The following is a 19,869-nucleotide window of genomic DNA, read 5'->3' as shown; positions in this document are numbered from 1 at the left end:
ACCTGAAAAATGAAGTTCGTTATAGCGATGTTTCGCGACCATAGGGTCACTATATTACTTTATATTAAATTCTAATATAAATACCTTTCTAAAAGAGTAATTGTAGTAATTATACATAATAATTACACAATACTACTCAACTTAAATGTTTTTTGTTACCAGACTCCATGATATCCCTGCGTGTAATAGTAAATATTATATGTTAGTTATTACTTACTAGATATGGGGTATTATTTTGTTACCAAGCAAGGAGTGGTATAAAAAATATAAGTATATTTTAGGAAGTATAACTATAATTTTTGGAATAGTTGGTAGTATTGTTTATGCTATTATTCAACCAGATCCTTTAAAGAGTCTAGGGATTGTAGGATTAGGAACTTTTTTATCTGTACTCACCGGAACATTTTTTTTCACAGAAAAGAATGATTTACGTGAGGGAGAGTTTAGAAAGGCAATAACTATCTCAGTAATTTCCGTATATTTTTTTACTTTAGCCTATGGAAATGATATAATTCCACTAAATCAAACTATTACTGCATCTTCAAGTGGATATTTAGTTAATATATCTGGTGGTACCGTAGTTAACTTAGTTAATGGCACCACAGTCACATTAGTTAATAATACCGTAGGTACCCTAGTTAATGGTACTGTATCCACTGGAAATGTAAGTACTCAAGCAAGTATTTTAGCAGGACTATATAACAATTTTTGGGCAATTGTTCTAGTAGTAATAGGAGCATATTTTGCAGATAGAGCATATTCAGAAAAAAAATAAACGAAAAATAATTTTTCCATCCTTTTTTTATATTATAGTTAGTTATACCAGAAGACAAACATTAACTAATCTCAATTTAGAATATACAGAAATTCAAACATTTATAGATGGGCCTAAAAGGTATCCTTGATACATATCTAATTATACTATTAATTAGTTAAATTTTGAACCATTCAGTATTTTAAAGGTGACTATCAGTAAATTAAACGATTATAATAACATGTAGTATTTTCGTCCTGTTAATTGAATTTAATCTATCATTGACAGCTAATCCCTTGAGAATCCTTTTTTACTATATAATTATCTAAAATACAGATTTTTTAAAACTTTTAATTTGATTACTATTGAGAAATTTTATCTTAATAAATTCCATCTATCTTCATGAATAAATTGTACTTCGTTATAGAATTGTTTAACGAAGTTTTATTTGTAATGTTCAAACTAAAAATAAATAAATATTTGGTTTCAATTCGTTAAAGAAGACTTTTTAGGCAAGATAGTGATCTTTAAAAAACTATACTACATATTTTGTAATACTAATGATAAGTTAGTTTGAATAATTTAATAATCAATAAATATCTAAAAAAAATATGATAATTCTCGTTATCAAAATATATAATTTTAATTTTTATATATCCGATTTGTTTAAACATATAATATAGATACTACTATGGGGGTTGGTCTTACGATAGGAAAAAAGTTGGATCAAATAACTGAAGTAGATTTGGAGTCTTTAAAAGAAAATGAAGTGTTGGAAAATAAAACTATTGAATATAAAGAAGAATTGAATCTTGGAAGTAGAGAGGATCGGAAGGAGTTTCTAGCAGATGTATCTTCTTTTGCAAATGCAAGTGGTGGAGACATTATTGTTGGCATTATTGAAGATGAAGGAATTCCAACTGCAATTGAAGGAATAGAAAAGGATATCTTAGACATTTTAAAAGGCAAAATCGAAGGATTATTAAGAGATGGAACAGAACCTAGAGTTCATGTAGATCTTCATGAAGTTCAACTCTTAAATTCAAAATCAGCACTTATAATTAGAGTTCCAAACAGCTGGAGAAGTCCTCATAGGGTATTAATGAAAGATTATAGTTTCTATTCTAGAAATTCAAATGGTAAATATCAATTTGACATTGAAGAGCTTCGTAATGCTTTTAGTTTATCTGAAACACTCATAGATAATATTAAAACATTCAGAGAGGATAGATTGTCAAAAGTTTATACTAATGATGCCCCAATTCCTTTAAATGATCAAGGAAAAACAATTGTTCACATCATTCCTATTAAAGCTTTTAATCCAAGTCAGAATTATGATATAAATAGTGTAAATCGGGATAAGTTAAAATTAATTAATAATAGTGCAAGTGATATAAGGTATAATTTAGATGGAAAAATAGGTTACAATCAAACCTATCCCTCAAACTATGTTCAATTATTCAGAAATGGAATAATCGAGTCGGTTGACGTAGAATTAACTTATTCTCCGCATGATGGTAAAGTTATGCCAAAGGGTATTTATGAAAAAGAATTAATTAATGCTATAATAAATTATTTAGTAATTTTAAATGATTTAAATGTAGAAACTCCTGTATTTATTTTTATATCTTTAGTTGGTGTTAAAGGGTACACAATGGCTACTAACGATAATGAGTACAGGGATGAAAGAAGAAGAATTCATCATCTTATTGATAGAGATGTCTTATTATTACCAGAAACTATAATAGAAGATTATGATGATGAAATCGTAAAATTACTGAAGCCAATTTTCGATTCTCTTTGGAATGCTTGTGGATATCCATCATCTCCTAACTATAATGATAATGGAGAATGGGAACCAATATAATAATTCCGGTAAATTTATGAAGAATGGAAATATTGTTCCAAAAGTAGGAGTTCTAAAGTTAAAGATCAAAATAATTTCTAATTCCTAATTTAAGTTAATCATCCTGTGATGGTAGGTAACTATTACCGTCAAACCATGTCATAATGTAGCTCGTTAGATAGTTTTCCCACGTAATACGGTGATTATTAGTTTTTGAATGACATGATGGGCACAATGGGATAAATAATGGAGGAGTATTATCACAGCAGACCATTTTTTCATAGTTTACATGATGGACACTTAATCTTCTTAGACCATCTTTCTCGGGGAATTCACAAATTCCGCACTGACGATTCCAAAAGTTTCTGACTCTTTCTCTAAATTCTTCGTTAAATTTAGGACAATAAGGTGCAAATGAGATTCCTCCCTTCCAATTGGAATGATTTTCGCCTTTATTGGCTCTCCTTTCAACCTCATATTTATTTAGGATACCATAAATTGTTAAAACATGGCAATTATATTTTTTTGCAACTTCTTTAATATTTAATCCTCTTTTATATTCAGTACAGATACTTTTTTCTTCTTTAACATTGAAAATGGTTGAGTCACGGATTTTAATACTGTTTTCCTGTAATACGTTGATTATACTTGATGGGCTACAATTATATTTTTCCCCTAGTTCAAGTGAGGTTGATCCTTCATCATAGGCATTACATATTTGTTTTATATCTAATTTAGAAAAAATAATTGAATGTTCCCCACGTTTCCTGATTTCTATTTTATGTATTTTTAAAATTGTATGAATGGTCACTGGTGAAACATCAAATTCGTCAGCCAAATCATACGTAGTTGCTCCTAATTTATATTTTTTACATATGGTTGTTTGATTATCAGTATTTACTTTTTGAACTCTTCCACTTGATTTAATTTCGATATTATTTCGTCTAAGTACTTTAATAATAGTATTGGGATTTCTTCTATACATATTTGCAATTTTAACACTGCTTAGACCATCTAAATAATCATTACATATATTTTCTTCTTCTTCAACTGAAAGGTGTGGATATACCTTTTTTGATTTAGGGTTTAATTTTATATTATTTTTTTTTAGATATTTGAGGATAGTTTTTCTTGATACCTCACAATTACTAGCTAATTCACCTGTTGGAGTGCCTTTTTGGTATTCTTTGCAGATGTGTCTTTCTATTTCTGGAGTAATGATTCTTTTAGTTAAAATTATCCCATTTCTATTTAGTATTTTCCCAATTGTCTGTTGGTGTACATTATACTTCTTTCCAAGAAATTTAGCACTAATACCTTCTTCGTATTCTTTGCAGATTTGATCTTCTTCCTTCCGATTAAACTTTGTTTGCGGGTTTAATTTAACATTATTTTTTTTTAATATTCTACGAATTGTTTGTTGAGTGACATTAAAATTTCCAGCTAAATCGTTTATTTTTTTCCCTTTAATATGGTCATTGCAAATGATTCGCTCATCTGAAAGAGAAATCTTCCTCATCCCGTCTCTTAGATTGATATTATTCCTTTTTAATATCTTTAATATTGTTATATCATTAGTTTTGTATCTTTTTGCTATGTAAGGAGATCCTTTTCCATATATATATTCGTTGCAAATCTGTTTTTCTTCTTCTAAAGAAAACTTGTATTTCTGTGGAGTTACAATACCTTTCTTATTTAAATGATATCTGATTGTTGAAGTTGATACTTTATATTTACTAGCTAATTCACCTGTTGGAGTGCCTTCTTGGTATTTTTTGCAGATATCATCAACATTTTGTTTAGAAATTTTTTTACTTGGCATTTCCAAATCCCCATATCCATAAACATCTATTTTATTACTACAAATTTATTATTAAATTAATCATTTATAAAATTTAAGGTATCTAATAGCTTGTATTCCTTATAAATACATTTAAATGCTTTGAATAACAACGATATTATTTTTGAACATAATACGGACGATTTTATCTAATATCCATAGTTATCTTAGAGAACAAATGAAGATTTTTATTTCACTAACACCAAATCATGAAGTAGTGAATGTGTGAAAATACACAGATAGCTACATTTTATCAGTTTCAGTAATTAATATGATCTTTACGCATAATAAAATATCTATATCTCCTAAATAGGATTAAACTTAGAAAAAAAACTTATAATCATGATTATCGCGTACTAGGCAAAATAAACATATTCACGGAACAAACTGAACCTCTTATTACACAAATGTATTATATATATTATATAACTCAGGATTAGTATTAAATTTAAGATTCACCAGTATATGGAATCTATTATTTTGTCCGTTCTTGCGGGTGCTTTGTTATGATGTAATTGTTGAATATGGTGAACATTGCATCATATATCGAAGTAAATTTAATTTTCTATAAAGATATTTTAAGTGTTTTTTGCAGGTTACTAATTTGTTTGAAATATAACAAGTGCATTGTCTAAAACTTTCTAAGCTCTTCTATTGTATCAACGAACTTCCAGTCCTTTGTATAATACCCCAAGATTAATAATGATAGTGTCTCATTATTGTTAAAAATATTTTTCAATTATGTTAATAACAGAAAATGTGCTATAAAAAAACCCCTAAAATCGAATATAATAATTCATTTCTCACAGAGTATCATTTTTGAGTGTATAGTAAAGCTTATAATGTAAAACACTTCATATAAAAATTTAAGATCTGATTATCTTTCTAAGATGAAGTGGATTAATATGGTTTTAGATGAAAAAAAATTAGAAGAGCTTTTAACTGGGTTAGAGTATACTGAAGAAGAATGCGAAAAAATTATCCAATATTTTATGGATCTAAGAAAAGATTTTATAAAAATATTTCTTAAAACGCATGAACTCCCTACATCTGGAAAAAAAGATGAAATTCGCAAACGTATACTAGAAAACCTAGAAATTGGTACAATAAATTATTATGATCTAATTAGTTTTGTTAATAAATCCGAACCTAATGGAAAACAACATATTTTTCTCTACAAAGGCCCAGAACGTGTAGTTTCCGAATGGAAAAATGTACATTATTTTAACGAATTCATAACAAATAATGAACTAGATAAATTTCTAGACGCATCGTTACCTATTGTTCCTCCAGAAACATTATCCCTCAAATCTATAAAATATATCCCCAATGAAAAACTTGAACTATATGCTTTAAAATATATAGAATATTCACAACGAACGGAAGAGCTAGACGAAAAGAAAACTCACGATGGTAAATCAGTTGATTTAAGAGCACATTTAAATCTAGATAGTCGTGGAATGATTATTTTTAGTTGGGATTTAGTGTCTAATAATGCCAAACTACAAGTTTTACAATTACCAAGTGGTTATGAATATGATCAGGTAGAAAGAGAATTTAAAGAACTTGTTGAAATCTTTTTTGATTTAAATATTTTTGAAAAAGTTGATTTAAGTCAAGTTATAGAAAAATTACATATATTAGAAGAGAATGGAACTCCTGAAGCCAGATCTCATAATTTTGATTATATAAGCGAAGAAGGAAGAAGATTTTCTGGTAGAAGTGCTACAAGTAAAGAATCAGTGATAGGAGAAGTCATATTCGATAATGCAATGAGCACTATTCGAGATGAGGGGATAGGATATATGGGAAATTTTTATTGGCTTGCATATGATGAAAACCCAATCATTGGCAATGTCTTAGAAAATGAAGTTCATACTGTCTTATTAGGTGACGAAAGTAGAATTAACTTTAAAACACCAAATAAAGCGGAGGACTTAGAATATGTATTATCAAGAGTGCGAGAACTTAGCATATAAACATCCTGACTTGAGAAAAGTCATTGAACAAATAGATACTAAACTACATACAATAAGTCCCTCAGCCAATTTAAACTCAAAAATAATCGCTAAAAAAATTAATGAAAGAGAAAGTCAAGTATCTGGTATTTTTGAACTGTTATGTGAAGATGAATATCAATTACTTTACAAACAAAAGTATATAAAATGCCCATATTGTGAAACACTAAATGATTTTAACGATTATGAAAAGGCTATAGATAATGAAGAAATAATTGAATGTTCTTATTGCGACAAAGACCTAATAAAAAGTTCTCCAAAAGAAATTGAAGCATATAGACTAAATCCTGGAAAAATTATAATGAACGAAGAAGACAAATCTAAATCTAAAAATGAATCTGAAACTGAACGTCCTTCGATGAAATTTAATCAAAAATTACCTCCGGAATTTATTCAAAATCCTTTTGAAAATACGCCTCTAATGTATTATTTTTCAAGAGAACCTGAATGGGAAAAATCAAAACCATTTGGGGGTAAACGTGTATTTTTTGTTTTACATTTTCTAAAAGATCTTATCCCTTTTGTAAGTGCTTGTGAGAGTTTAGGATTGGATTTAAAAAATAGTTATTTCTTTTACAAAGAGTATCCATATCCTCAAAGAGAAGCTATTGGGAATTGGTTGGAGAAAAAAGGTGCTATTGTGAAACCTCGTTCTAATATAAAGTATTATCTTAAACAACTTGCTGAAAGTCCACCAGAGCATATTGGGGAAATTTTGATTATTGAAGATGGTGGTTTTATTGTCCCATTAATTCACAATGAATTCCCTAAATTAATTAATAATGTAATTGGGGCAGTAGAACAAACTACCAGAGGTATTAGAAATGATGAAAAAGTAAAATTAAAATTTCCAGTTATTTCGGTTGCTACTAGCGATTTAAAAAATGAATTTGAGCCCAAATATATATCAGAAGCTGTAGTAAATAACGTAAAAAAATTACTTCCTCAAATATCTTTACGAGGAAAAGATATTGCGTTATTTGGATGTGGTGCAATTGGGAAAGAATTAGCCAATAGACTTCGAAGTAATGGATCAAATGTTACTATATACGAACCATCAGATAATAACCGTTTATGGGCACATCAAAACGGATTTACCTTATCTAATTCTCCCAGAGATGCAGTCCTAAATAAAAACTTTGTGATAGGAGCTTCAGGAAATGAATCAATAGATTCAAATGTAATTCCTAATTTATCTCATAATACTTATTTAGTTAGTGCATCATCAGAACTGTATGAAATTGACATTGAAGAGTTAAGTAGACGATCAAAAGAACAAGAACCTTTAATGAATGGTATTGATGTAATTGGTAAATCTTTCATAGATTTGAAAGGAAACAAAATTAATGTTTTAGCTAATGGTTACCCAATAAACTTCTGGGGATTTGAGAGTATGCCTGAAGAAGCTAGTGATTTAATTATGGGGCTTATATTGTTATCGGCAGCCGAGTTGGCATTAAGAAATTATTCAAAACCAACTATAAACTCTGAAGCAGTGAATCAAATTGCAGAAAAGCACGATATCGCACGGAAATTTTTAAATCATCAATGATTTGAATAGAAATCTGTAATTAAATTTCTATTGATAATCATTAGTGAGTAATTCCATAATCATAGCTAAAGTGCTTATAAAGTTTAATGGGAACATTAAGAATGTGGATAGAGTAGATCTATTATACTGTATTGTATTAATGAATATGCGTATTATATAAGTTTTTTTTGAAAAATTATTATACGGGGACTCGTGGATTGTAGTGAATGAATTTTCTACGATTATTTCACATTTTTAAGTTCAAAATATTTAACGAGTAAGATAAGTTCCTAACAGAAATTAACTGTAAATGGGATTTAAGCTTCTATTGTTCTTATACATACTACTCTAATTCGTTAAATTTGAATATTACGACAAGATAAACTACTATTTTATCAGATTATATAAATTAAGTATAAAATAATTAAACACTCATAATATTGAGATTATATCTAAATAATCAATTTAAAAAAAGAATATAATAGAACATTATCTTTTAATAAATAATAAAAAATATATTATTTATTTATTATTATTCATATTTTTACTATAATGAATTGTATTCCAACAATTTCATCAAATATTCTTTTTTTTAGTATACAAGTTTTCCAATAATCAAAATTTATGGATTTAATTTATTCAATCTTTTGATATTTTGGTATTGTTTTTGATTTTTTGTTTTGTACTTGTCCTGTTATTCACAGAATCCCATATTCTCTTCTTTTTTTGTTATATTAGGATTAAATGTGATTTTGGTTTAATCTCTGTTTTCATCCTTGCACTGCCTTAGGCGAATTTAAACGGGTCTAAGATAATATTAGTTTCAGAAGATTTAGCTTATCTCTAAGAATTTTGTTTTTTTTTATTTCAAGTCTATATTTCTTTACGAGAGTCTTGTGTATTCCATTAAGCTCTTCAAGTTTATTCGTTAGCTTATCTTTATTAACCTCAAGTGTTTTGATTCTTTCATCCTCGAACCGGAGTCTCTTGTTAGCTTTGGCATGTTTACTAATGAGTTCCTTGTAAGATTTAGATAGTTCATCATATTTCCATTTTAATTCTCCTATTTCTCTCTCATAAGCATCTAGATAACTTTCTTTCATCTCTAAACTTTCAATATTTAAATTTTCATTTTTCATAATATCTTCTCCTTATTTAAAATTATTTAATTTTCCTAATTTGGGATTTTAAGAGCTAACAATTTTCAATTTTTCAGTTCTCTCATTTGAATTATTAATTTTCTTGGAAGTTACTATCATAATTAATGATTCATCCAATCTTTTAATAACTCCTATTTCCATATAACGGTTAGATTGATTTGATATATATACCCTTAAGGCAGAGTGTTGATTATTTTTCAATTAAAGGATTATATTACATAAATATTACATAAAGAGAACAACAATATATACAATATATATAAATTCATTAGTTAAGTCTTATAAATCCTAAATCTTAGCATTAACAGCTTAATACATTTTTTAGACTATTATTTTGGTCTTTTATCGGGATATTATCATGAATTTTTATGTTTCCAAATCTCGAATTCTCATAAAATAAATTGAACACAATATTATAAGGTTAACAAATTAATAATATTTAATTTATATATAGTATTACATAATTAATTTATTTAAAAAATTATATGAGGGTACTCAGCTCAGGAAAAAACAATTATTTGGGATTATTTCAAGTTTTTAAGTTCACATGTATTAAATAATATATTTAATGCATTATATACGGCGGATCTATAAAAAAACATTATTAAATCTATAATTTAATATAAAAATACAATTAAACTTCTTTATATCGTGATATTACGAACTTCTATGACTTAAATACTTAGATTTAACTAGATCCTTAAATGTTTGAGGTAAATCAATATAATAAAATAATAAGTAATATATTGTATATTTTTATTTGAAATACAGATTTACTTGTGAATTTTGGACTTGATCATAAAATAATATTTTGTTCATACAAAAGCACACTCAAAGACGGATATAAATATATATTATTTATCTTTAGGGAATTTGTAATAGAGCTATTTAACCCTTATAAACTATAATAGACTATAGATCATTAATTTAAATATATAATAGATATATTTAATTGTTAAGCAAATATTTATGAATGTTATGATAAAATGATTTAAAATATAGGTTTATTGAACTGATTTTTCATTCTATATTCATATAATAAATAAAAAGATCATCCCCAATTTTCTAATAATAAATAAATGATAATAAATAATATATTATTTATTATCTAATTATTATATTGGTATTTATTCACTCTAAACTGTTCTGTAATTTATATGCTTCAAGTACCTCTTCAATTGTTTTTTCATCATTTAAATTGTACATATAATTATCCTCATAATTATCCTCATAATTATCCTCATAATTAATTGACTCATGAAATTCCACAACTAGGTTAAATACTTCCTTTTCATCAACATCAAACATATCGGCATGCTTTTTGAATAAGGCGATCTTGTCTTCAATTTCAAGATCTTTTCTTAAATTATTCCATGTATTATTCCTGGCTCTGAGCATTTTCATAGTGACCTTTTTATCTTTTTTTATCTCTTTTTCAGATATTACAATGTCCGGGCTTAACTTTATAAATTCTATTTCTTTTTTTAGGTCATCTATTTTTATCTTGTGTTTTCTTATTTCAGTTTCAATATTATTAATTCTTCTTTCTTTAGATAGTGTCAATTCTATTCCATATCTAGATGCCTCGTTAATGGGTATGTTCCGTCTTTTCAGTTGATTGATATACTCGACAGGTATATCGACTGTTGTTCTCTTAATTTTAACTTCTACATTCATAAATAATTTCCCCCACTTTTTTAAAAATTAATATTATGAATTCGATTAATTCATTAAAGTTCTTAAATTTTAGATATATTATCTTTTAATCTATTTATTTCATTCCTATCCCATATTTCAGGAATTTCAGTCCAATTATATTCAATATATTCTGTCTTTTCACCTAATCTATTCATCATCTCTATCCAAGTTTCGTCTTATAATTTCATTATATCTCCTCTTCGTTTTTTAAATTTATTTTAGAGTTATCTCTCCATTCAATCAAAGCATTCAAGACATTGATCCAATTTTTTATCTGTTTTTCACTTTCTTCCATTATATCAACTGAATTTTCTAGTTTTAATTTCATTTTATTTCCTCTCTAATTTCTAAATTTATTTATCATTTTATCTATGATTGGATTTCAAAATCCCCTATTTCAAATATTGTCTTATCCAATTGGCTTATTATATCCTAATATTGTCTTATCCAATTGGCTTATTATATCCTAATATTGTCTTAAACATGTTATAACTTCATTTAATCAGTGCATCCCCTGAGGGATTCGCATTGTTTTTTTGGGTTTCATATATATAATGGCTCAAATATGGAAAACATCAATTTAACACTTAAACACAAACTCCTAATTTGTGTACAACAGGTTAGAGATTTGAATCTGAAATTCCAATTTCATAGATTCATATTTATTCTTAAACTACATTTCAGGTTCATTTATCAATTCTACTAATTCATCAAGCGTTTTTATCCAATTTTCAATTTTATCTTCTTTTTCTACCAAACTATCACCTATTGATTAATTCACTATGTATTTTTTACTTGAAGGATGTAAATCCGTACATTCAATGCATATGATAACATCCCCGGTAATATAGAGTTGTTCCTACTATCATATAAACCCATAAAAGCCAGTGATGAACTATTATCCCATAAAAAGTATGTATAATGATGTAAATCTTACATAAAAGCTACATAAGTTATGAAAATTTTTAAATAAAAAAATTAATAAAAAAAAGAAAATAAGAACTTACATATTACTTAATTCTTGTTTTATGGCATTTTGAACTGCTGGTATCTTAATTACTTGATTTAAATCGTTTAAATTTGCCAGTTTAGCTTTAATATTTTTAAGGTCATTTTTTAAATAGATATTTTGGTCTTTTAACTCTGAATATTCTTTACTATTTTCAACATTTATTTTATCAATACTAAGAAATGGCAAAACTTCCAAGTATTTCCTCTTCAGGACATCTGGACCTGCTTTCCAATATGCTCTTTTAATGCTGTCTATTTTATGGCCTGCAAGGTAATCTGCTAAGATGTGGTCTCCTATTTCATTAATGATTGTACTTATGAAATATTTTCTCATTGCATGGGGTCTCCAGAAACAATAAGCACCTTCAGTTCTATTAAACCCTGCAAGTATACCTACACGTTTTATTTCGTTCCCAACACCAGTTCTACTCATTGGAAACCCGTCTTTTGTTACGAATAAAGGTTCATTAATATCTTTTATGTGTAGTTTATCGTTCCTATTGAATTGTCTAGATTTTATGTAAGTTATTAATGGTTTGATGGCTTCTGGTGGAAGAAATGTTTGATATTTGTAATTAACTTTTCTTCTGACAATATCTAACATTAATATTTCTTCAATGATCTTGTCTTCATATTCAAATAATCTGTCTAAATCAGAGATATCTTTTCCAATAGCTTCTGATGCAGAATCTAAAAACTTTTTAACAGTAAAGTGTCTAGCTTCTGCTTGACTCATACCTGTAAGGGCTAAAAAATAAATTAAAGCTTTATCCCTAATATTAGCGACATCAATCATAGATTTAATCTCTTCTCGAGTTAATAATTTTCCCTGATTTTTTTCTAAACCAATATCACCAGCAGGCAATTTTATATCTGGAGTTTGAATATCAAAAGCTTTGTAAAAGGATATAACAGCAGCGATGTTATTTCTTATTGTTCCCGGAGCAGTACCATTATCTTCTAATTCACTTTTAAATCCCAAAATATAATCCATTAACTTACGTTTTCTTAGCCTAATCCTATCTACTTCTTCTTTTTCGCCTTCATCGATTAGTTCCTCAAAAGATTTCCCCGTAAACTTCTTATATTTGTATATAATAGATTCATAAGTTCTCTGAGTTCCTTTTGATAAATTTCTAAGTGTATACCACCTTTTTAAGTATTCCTGTTCTTTTTCCATATTACGACTTCCCATCCCTGCTTTATATACCCCAAGAACTAAAAAATGGCGACCTGATGGTGAACATATGGCTGTTTAGCGAAGTAAAAATATGATAAATATATAATTATAAATCTGATAGATTGATTCTGACATATCAATATTAGAGATTAAATAAAAGAAAATATCAATAAAAAACCTATAATTTATATTCCCTAAAGTCAATGGTATTTTATTGAATAAATCTTAAATTATTTTTAAAAGTGAATGTTATGGGCTCTCGAAATTTAATAAAAGAAGATTTTCGTCGACAATTAGCTTACAAGAGGGCTAATAAATATAAAAAAAATCATTTACGAAATTATGGTCTATTTATATCGTTATTTTTTATTGATACAGGATTTAGAGCTGTTATATTACATAGAATATGCCATTCTCAATGTCCAAACTCAAAATTAAGAATATATATTGCATACTTTTTTTACAGATTACTTACATCCATTGAAATTTCGCCAAGGGCAGAAATTGGAACGGGATTATATTTTCCCCATCCACAATGCGTTGTAATTGGAAATATTAAATTGGGAAAAAATTGTACAGTATATCAGGGAGTTACAATAGGTGCAAAACTTCCATTTCACAAAGAATATCCAAAAATAGGAAATAATGCATACATTGGAGCGGGATCAACAATATTAGGTGGAATAACCATTGGAAATAATGTCACTATTGGTGCTAAAACTATGGTGTTAAAAGATATACCCTCTAATTCAATTGTAATTGGTAACCCTGCAAAAATAACTGAAAAAACCAAAAAAACTTAATTTTTAGTCTTGATTTGAATAGGGTACGAGTATATCAGGTTATTTATCTTCAAAAATATATTCACTTCTCAAACTTTTCTTAATAAAATTTCTGCATTTTGTTGTAAAAACTATATGTTATATAATCCAATTAAGGATCGTATGTCTAAAGTCATAATTTTAGTGGTTGAAGATGATGTTGTAGAAGCTATGGACATCAAGAGAATTCTTGAATCTATGGGATACAGTGTTCCTGAAACAGCTTCATCAGGAGAGGAAGCTCTACAAAAATTAACAGAATTTAGACCTGATGTTATTTTAATGGATATAATATTAAGCGGTGGAATGGATGGTATTGAAACTGCTGAGGTAATTAAAAATCAATATAAAATACCAATAATATATTTAACTACTTATTCTGAAACAGAAACTGTTGAAAGGGCTAAATTAACCGAACCATATGCATATTTAATAAAACCATTTAATTCTAATGATTTAAAAAATTCAATTGAAATTGTAATTTACAAACATGAAATGGAAATAAAATTGAAAGAGGAACAGGAACATTTCAAAAATTTATTTGAAAACGCACCTATTGGAATTTTCCATTCAACACCCGATGGAAAAATATGTAGAGTTAACAAGGCACTTTCAAATATGTGGGGATATGATTCTCCTGAAGAATTAATCAAAGACGTAAACAAGACCAACATAATGAAAAAACTCTATGTTGATCAACAAAATCATCGTGAATTTGTTGATGAAGTATTAACAGATAAAAATTGGCATTCCTACAATAATAGATACTATAAAAAAGATGGAAGTATAATGACTGCTGAACTGTCTTTCAGAGCAGTAAGGGATGGTAATTCCAGTATAATCTATCTTGAAGGATTTGTTAAAGATGTTACTGACCAAATACAAGCTGAAAATGCTCTTAAAAAAAGTCAATCTCGTTATAAATTGATTTCAGAAAATACAGGCGATGTCATATGGATAATGAATATAGTAACAGGTAAATTTACCTATGTCAGTCCATCAGTTTATCAATTACTCGGATATACATCAGAAGAAATTTTAAATAGGCCCATAAAGGATGTTATAACTCAAGAAGCTTATAAATTCATATCTAATAACATGTCTATTAGAATTAAAGGTTTTTTATATGGAAATGATAATTTTCAAGTAATGACTCATTTCATTGATCAGATTGATAAAGTGGGAAAGATAGTTCCAACAGAAGTTGTAACCACTCTTATAATAAACAAAGAAGGACAGATTAACGAAGTATTAGGTGTTAGTAGGGATATTAGCGAACGTAGAACTATAGAAGAATCATTAATTGAAAGTGAAGAGAAATACAGAACATTATTTGAATCAAATCCGGATTATACACTCCTTTTAGACACAAATGGGAAAATTGTGGATGTTAATCAAGCATCACTTAACGTAATAGGTTTATCAAAGGACGAGTTTATTGGAAAACAAATATCAGATCTAGATATTGTCTTAGAAGAAGACCTGAATAATATTGTAAAACTTCCTGATATGTTAGATGGACACTCTATTAAACCATTTGAGGTTAGATTAATTGATAAAGATGGAAAAGTGAGATGGATCAATGTTCAAGTCACTACAATAGAAAAAAATGGTAAAACTTCTTTCATACTGATTATTGCAATCGATATAACTGAAAGTAAACAATTTGAAAATAAGCTAACAAACTCTATCAGGGAAAAAGAAGTGCTACTACAGGAAATTCACCATAGAGTTAAAAATAATATGCAGATAATATCAAGCCTATTAAACATTCAAACAAGGTATGTTGATGATGCAGAATCAGTAAATGTGCTTAAAGAAAGTCAAAATCGTGTTAAATCCATGGCCATGATCCATGAGAAGTTATACAATTCCCGATCCTTCAACAAAATATATTTTGTGGATTATATTGAAAGTTTGGTTTGGGATCTATTTTATTCGTACTCAATTAAAAAGGGAACCATCAAACCTGTCCTTGACATTGATGATATTAAACTGAATATAGAAACTTCTGTACCTTGTGGACTAATTATAACCGAATTAGTGTCAAACTGCTTGAAATATGCATTTCCTGATGGACGTCAAGGAGAATTAAAAGTATCTCTTAAAATTAAAGACGATTATTACGAGTTAAACATTAGTGATAACGGTATTGGTTTCCCTGAAAATATTGACTTTAAAAATACAGAATCATTAGGTTTACAACTGGTAAATAGCTTGACAGATCAAATTGATGGGGAAATAGAGCTTGATAATACTAATGGAACAGAATTTAAAATAAGATTCCAAGAATTAGTATACAAAGATAGAATCTAAAAAAAAATCAGTTTTTTTTATTTCAATTTTTCTCTGACATTTACCCATAAATTCATTTAAATTTAGATCAGAATATACAAATAAGCATATATAAAATTTTTCAGGTGAAAAATGAAATCGTTGAATGTTTTATTGGTAACAGGAGATTCAACAGAAGCTAAAAAAATATGTGAAACAATAGAGTCCTGGGGCTATAATAGCCCATCAGTTGTCAAATCCACTGAAAAAGTCCTTAAAATAGCATATGAGTTTGATGTAGTATTGATGGATATTAATTTTAAAACGGAATTTGATAACATAATCGAGTCGGAATTGAAATTTCCTTTAGTTTATCTCAAAAAGGATTTTGAAAACCGAAAAATAGATAAGAATTTGTTTATGGAAGATTACACTATTTTATACGTTCCATTTAGTTTTAATGAATATAAGTCTTCAGTAGAAATTGCAATTTACAAACAAAACATTTTAAAAGAATTTAGAAATGACGGAAAATTCTCTAAAGAAGTTTTAAATGCTTTCATGATTCATTATTTGTAATTGATACTTCAGGCAAGATATTAGATATTAATGAAGCTTCAACCAAAAGATTAGGAAGAACTAAAAATGATCTGGTTGGTTCTAACTATAAAGATATTATTCCTCCGGAAACAGCTGAATTGAGAGGTAAATACGTTGAAAGAACAATAAAGTTGAATAAAATAATTGAATTCGAAGATATTAGGGATGGAACTTGTTTTCATCATACATTACTACCCCTGTCAGATAATGGTATAGTTAAACGTATTGTTGTAAACAGTCAAGATATTACAAAGCGTAAAGATGATGAAAAAGCATTTATCACCATAAATTCATATAATCGAGTTTTAATTGATGCAAGTATAGATCCATTTATAACGGTTAATCCCAATGGCAAAATAACTGATGCTAATAAAGCAGTTGAAACTGTAACTGGGCATGATCTGAAACAAGTTATAGGAACTAATTTTTCAAATTACTTCACAGACCCAGGTTATGCATTAGATGGATTTAAAAAAGTATTCAAAAATGGTTTTGTTGAAAACTATCCCCTTAAAATAATGCACAAAGAAGGGCATATCGTTCATGTTTTAATAAATGTTTCATTATACTATGATGAAAAAGGTGAGATAATAGGTGTTTTTGCAGCGATTCGTGATATAACTGAACTTAAAATAGCAGAAAAAGCATTAAAACAGGCCAATCAGTATAATCGTAGTTTAATTGAGGCAAATATTGATCCATTGGTAACAATTGGTCTTGATGGGAAGGTTACCGATGTTAATAGAGCTACTGAGAAGGTTACTGGTTGTTCTCGGAATGAAATTATTGGATCAGATTTTTCAGATTATTTTACAGAGCCTGATAAGGCTAAGGAAGGTTATGAAGAGGTTTTTCGTAAAGGATATGTAAAAGATTATCCTCTTGAAATTCAGCATCTTGATGGGGACATTACACCTGTTTTGTATAATGCTTCCATTTATAGGGATGAATCAGGTGATGTGGTTGGTGTTTTTGCTGCTGCAAGGGATATAACAAAACGTAAAAAAATTGAAAATGAATTGTTACGTGCTAATCGTGCACTTAGAGTGATACGTTACAGTGATGAGGTGATGACACGTGCAACAACAGAATATGAGCTGATGAATAAAATTTGCAGTGTAATAGTTGAAAATGGTGGCTATAAATTCGCATGGATTGGATTTGGTGAGGATGATTAAAAGAAAACTATTAAACCAGTTGCATCAGCAGGATTTGATGAAGAATATCTCAAAAAAACACGTATATCTTGGGCAAATGACGAGATTGGTAGTGGACCTGGTGGAAATGCTATAAAAACAGGAAATACTATAGTGTGTCGTGATATCAATACAAATGGCACGTTTTCACCGTGGAGAGAAGAAGCCAAAAGACATGGTTTTTCATCGCTCATAGTTTTACCACTGAAAATGGATGGAGAAGTTTACGGTGCCATGGGTATTTATGCAGATGAGATAGATGCTTTTGATCCTGGAGAAGTGAAGTTATTAGAGGAATTATCTAATGATTTATCATTTGGGCTTAAAGCCATGAGGGCTCGTTTCGAAAAAGAAAAGGTCGAAATAGCATTACGAGAAAGTGAAGCAAAGTTCCGGTCTTTTATTGAAACAGCGGAGGAAGGGGTTTGGATTATTGATGAAAAAGCCAAAACAAACTATGTAAACGATGCTATGCTAAAAATATTAGGTTATACAAGGAATGAAATGATGGGACATTCATTTTTTGAATTTATGGATGATGAAAATAAAAATTATGCAAAGAAAAAACTTGAAAGACGTAAAAAGGGTTTTGGCGAAAAATATGATTTCAAATTCATTCATAAAAATGGATCCAGTGTATGGACTATAATTTCAGCAAAACCTCTCTATAAAAACAATAAATTTATTGGATCATTGGGAATGTTAACCGACATAACTAAACGAAAGGAGATGGAAGAAGAGTTAAAAAAATCATTAAATGAAAAAGAGATGTTATTAAAGGAGATCCATCATAGGGTTAAAAATAATTTAATGGTTATTTCAAGTCTTTTAAATCTTCAATCAAATTATATTAAAAATAAAGAAGATTTTGATATGTTCCGTGAAAGTCAAAACCGTGCAAAGTCCATGGCACTTATCCACGAACTTCTCTACAGATCAGATGATCTTAAAAGCATAAACTTTGGAGATTACATGGGTACTCTAATAAAAGATCTTTTCAATACGTATATTAATGATCCATCCCATTTAAAACTGAATTTGGACCTTCAAAATATAAAGCTTGATATCAATACATCAATTCCTTTAGGGCTCATAGTAAATGAGTTAGTATCAAACTCCATGAAGTATGCATTTCCCGATGGAAGAGAAGGAGAGATAAATATTAGTCTGAAGACAGAGGATGGTGAATACATATTGATAGTTGGAGACAATGGAGTGGGCATACGTGATGATATCGATTTTAGGAATACTGATTCTTTGGGGCTTCAGCTAGTAAACAATTTAACTCAACAAATTGACGGTGAAATAGAACTCAATAAAAAACATGGCACTGAATTCATTATTAAATTTGAGGAAGCATCATTTTAACTGGTATTTGAGATTATTATATGAATTTAATATTTCATTTTTTCCATAACAACTTATTAATTATAAAATAATATATTTATATTTCAAAAATCAGTTCTTAAATACAACGAGTTTTTATATAGAGTTGTTAAACTCATTATATTCAGCGAGTTAAAATTTTTTCTTATAAAATAAAATGGTGGCATTTATGGCAGCAAAGAAGAAGGATACGATAACAATTGATAAAGAATTTAAAGCACGAATGAAAATATTCAAAGAAGCTCTTAAAAGTGAGGAAAAAAAGGTTGAATTACACGACAGTATATATGGCTCTGAGGTCCTCATCAGATTCGAAGTTTTCCTCCCTTCCAGGGATCCATCGAAATTTGCAGATGGTCTTTTCCTGTATATGAATGATTCTGGTGAAATAGTTGATGCAGAATACTATATAAAAATTGAGGATAATATTACCGTATCAAAACTTAAACCAAATGATTTAAAGGTTGTTAAAGAACTATTTAACGATTCATTTTCGTTAGAAATTGAATAATCTCCCTTTTGGGGGTTTAGCAATTTATTAATTCTTTTTTTTA

General features: G+C 28.3%; 16 protein-coding genes. 10 read left to right on the top strand and 6 right to left on the bottom strand.

Annotated elements, in window-relative coordinates; all coding sequences use genetic code 11:
• Positions 1-235: 235 nt before the first annotated feature.
• Complete coding sequence (locus tag DL91_RS08405) at positions 236-775, top strand: hypothetical protein (protein WP_048191063.1); 540 nt, start codon at positions 236-238, stop codon at positions 773-775.
• Positions 776-1,445: 670 nt separating this feature from the next.
• On the top strand, positions 1,446-2,621 hold the full coding sequence (locus tag DL91_RS08400) for a helix-turn-helix domain-containing protein (RefSeq protein WP_081882651.1): 1,176 nt from the start codon (positions 1,446-1,448) through the stop codon (positions 2,619-2,621).
• Between the two features lie 94 nt (positions 2,622-2,715).
• Here the strand turns inward: DL91_RS08400 and DL91_RS08395 are convergent, their stop codons facing one another.
• The gene (locus DL91_RS08395) at positions 2,716-4,422 is read right to left on the bottom strand and encodes a helix-turn-helix domain-containing protein (protein WP_048191062.1); all 1,707 of its coding nucleotides are present in this window, start codon (positions 4,420-4,422) and stop codon (positions 2,716-2,718) included.
• A 923-nt stretch (positions 4,423-5,345) separates the two neighbouring features.
• Between DL91_RS08395 and DL91_RS08390 the strand changes: the two genes are divergently transcribed.
• Together DL91_RS08390 and DL91_RS08385 are read left to right on the top strand one after the other, a co-directional pair.
• Complete coding sequence (locus tag DL91_RS08390) at positions 5,346-6,419, top strand: hypothetical protein (RefSeq protein ID WP_048191061.1); 1,074 nt, start codon at positions 5,346-5,348, stop codon at positions 6,417-6,419.
• Positions 6,385-8,010, top strand: a complete 1,626-nt coding sequence (locus DL91_RS08385; RefSeq protein WP_048191060.1) for an NAD(P)-binding domain-containing protein — start codon at positions 6,385-6,387, stop codon at positions 8,008-8,010. The genes DL91_RS08390 and DL91_RS08385 overlap by 35 nt, the downstream gene beginning before the upstream one ends.
• A gap of 785 nt (positions 8,011-8,795) precedes the next feature.
• On the opposite strand, the gene DL91_RS08380 is transcribed toward DL91_RS08385, so the two are convergent.
• The 4 genes from DL91_RS08380 to DL91_RS08370 all read right to left on the bottom strand — a co-directional run bounded on the left by DL91_RS08380 (position 8,796) and on the right by DL91_RS08370 (position 13,038).
• Complete coding sequence (locus DL91_RS08380; RefSeq protein WP_052374343.1) at positions 8,796-9,128, bottom strand: hypothetical protein; 333 nt, start codon at positions 9,126-9,128, stop codon at positions 8,796-8,798.
• Positions 9,129-10,280: 1,152 nt separating this feature from the next.
• Positions 10,281-10,826: a hypothetical protein gene (locus DL91_RS08375; RefSeq protein ID WP_048191059.1), complete on the bottom strand. Its 546-nt coding sequence runs from the start codon at positions 10,824-10,826 to the stop codon at positions 10,281-10,283.
• 208 nt (positions 10,827-11,034) lie between these two features.
• Positions 11,035-11,175 (bottom strand): hypothetical protein, encoded by a 141-nt coding sequence (locus DL91_RS13655; RefSeq protein ID WP_156096058.1) that lies wholly within the window; start codon positions 11,173-11,175, stop codon positions 11,035-11,037.
• Positions 11,176-11,850: 675 nt separating this feature from the next.
• The gene (locus DL91_RS08370; RefSeq protein ID WP_052374340.1) at positions 11,851-13,038 is read right to left on the bottom strand and encodes a site-specific integrase; all 1,188 of its coding nucleotides are present in this window, start codon (positions 13,036-13,038) and stop codon (positions 11,851-11,853) included.
• Between the two features lie 251 nt (positions 13,039-13,289).
• On the opposite strand from DL91_RS08370, the gene DL91_RS08365 reads away from it, so the two are divergent.
• From DL91_RS08365 to DL91_RS14245, 4 genes are all read left to right on the top strand, one after another.
• A complete protein-coding gene (locus DL91_RS08365; protein ID WP_052374337.1) occupies positions 13,290-13,841 on the top strand; it encodes a serine O-acetyltransferase in 552 nt (183 codons plus the stop codon).
• A 141-nt stretch (positions 13,842-13,982) separates the two neighbouring features.
• Positions 13,983-16,175 (top strand): PAS domain S-box protein, encoded by a 2,193-nt coding sequence (locus tag DL91_RS12955; RefSeq protein ID WP_052374336.1) that lies wholly within the window; start codon positions 13,983-13,985, stop codon positions 16,173-16,175.
• A 111-nt stretch (positions 16,176-16,286) separates the two neighbouring features.
• Positions 16,287-16,712, top strand: coding sequence for a hypothetical protein (locus tag DL91_RS08355; protein ID WP_048191057.1), 426 nt, complete (start codon positions 16,287-16,289; stop codon positions 16,710-16,712).
• Entirely contained in the window at positions 16,712-17,911 is a 1,200-nt protein-coding gene (locus DL91_RS14245; protein WP_156096057.1) for a PAS domain S-box protein, read from the top strand. Before DL91_RS08355 ends, DL91_RS14245 begins: the two co-directional genes overlap by 1 nt.
• Here DL91_RS14245 and DL91_RS13650 read toward each other — a convergent pair.
• Positions 17,908-18,072, bottom strand: coding sequence for a hypothetical protein (locus DL91_RS13650; RefSeq protein ID WP_156096056.1), 165 nt, complete (start codon positions 18,070-18,072; stop codon positions 17,908-17,910). The genes DL91_RS14245 and DL91_RS13650 overlap by 4 nt on opposite strands.
• Between DL91_RS13650 and DL91_RS08340 the strand changes: the two genes are divergently transcribed.
• Both DL91_RS08340 and DL91_RS08335 read left to right on the top strand, forming a co-directional pair.
• Complete coding sequence (locus DL91_RS08340; RefSeq protein ID WP_369792072.1) at positions 17,996-19,297, top strand: sensor histidine kinase; 1,302 nt, start codon at positions 17,996-17,998, stop codon at positions 19,295-19,297. The genes DL91_RS13650 and DL91_RS08340 overlap by 77 nt on opposite strands.
• A gap of 187 nt (positions 19,298-19,484) precedes the next feature.
• A complete protein-coding gene (locus tag DL91_RS08335; RefSeq protein WP_048191055.1) occupies positions 19,485-19,826 on the top strand; it encodes a hypothetical protein in 342 nt (113 codons plus the stop codon).
• Positions 19,827-19,869 lie beyond the last annotated feature (43 nt).

Origin of the sequence: Methanobacterium sp. SMA-27 (genome assembly GCF_000744455.1) — an archaeon.
Classification (GTDB): domain Archaea; phylum Methanobacteriota; class Methanobacteria; order Methanobacteriales; family Methanobacteriaceae; genus Methanobacterium_B.
The sequence above is the reverse complement of the archived record's forward strand: the minus strand, read 5'-3'. Positions and strand labels throughout refer to the sequence as shown.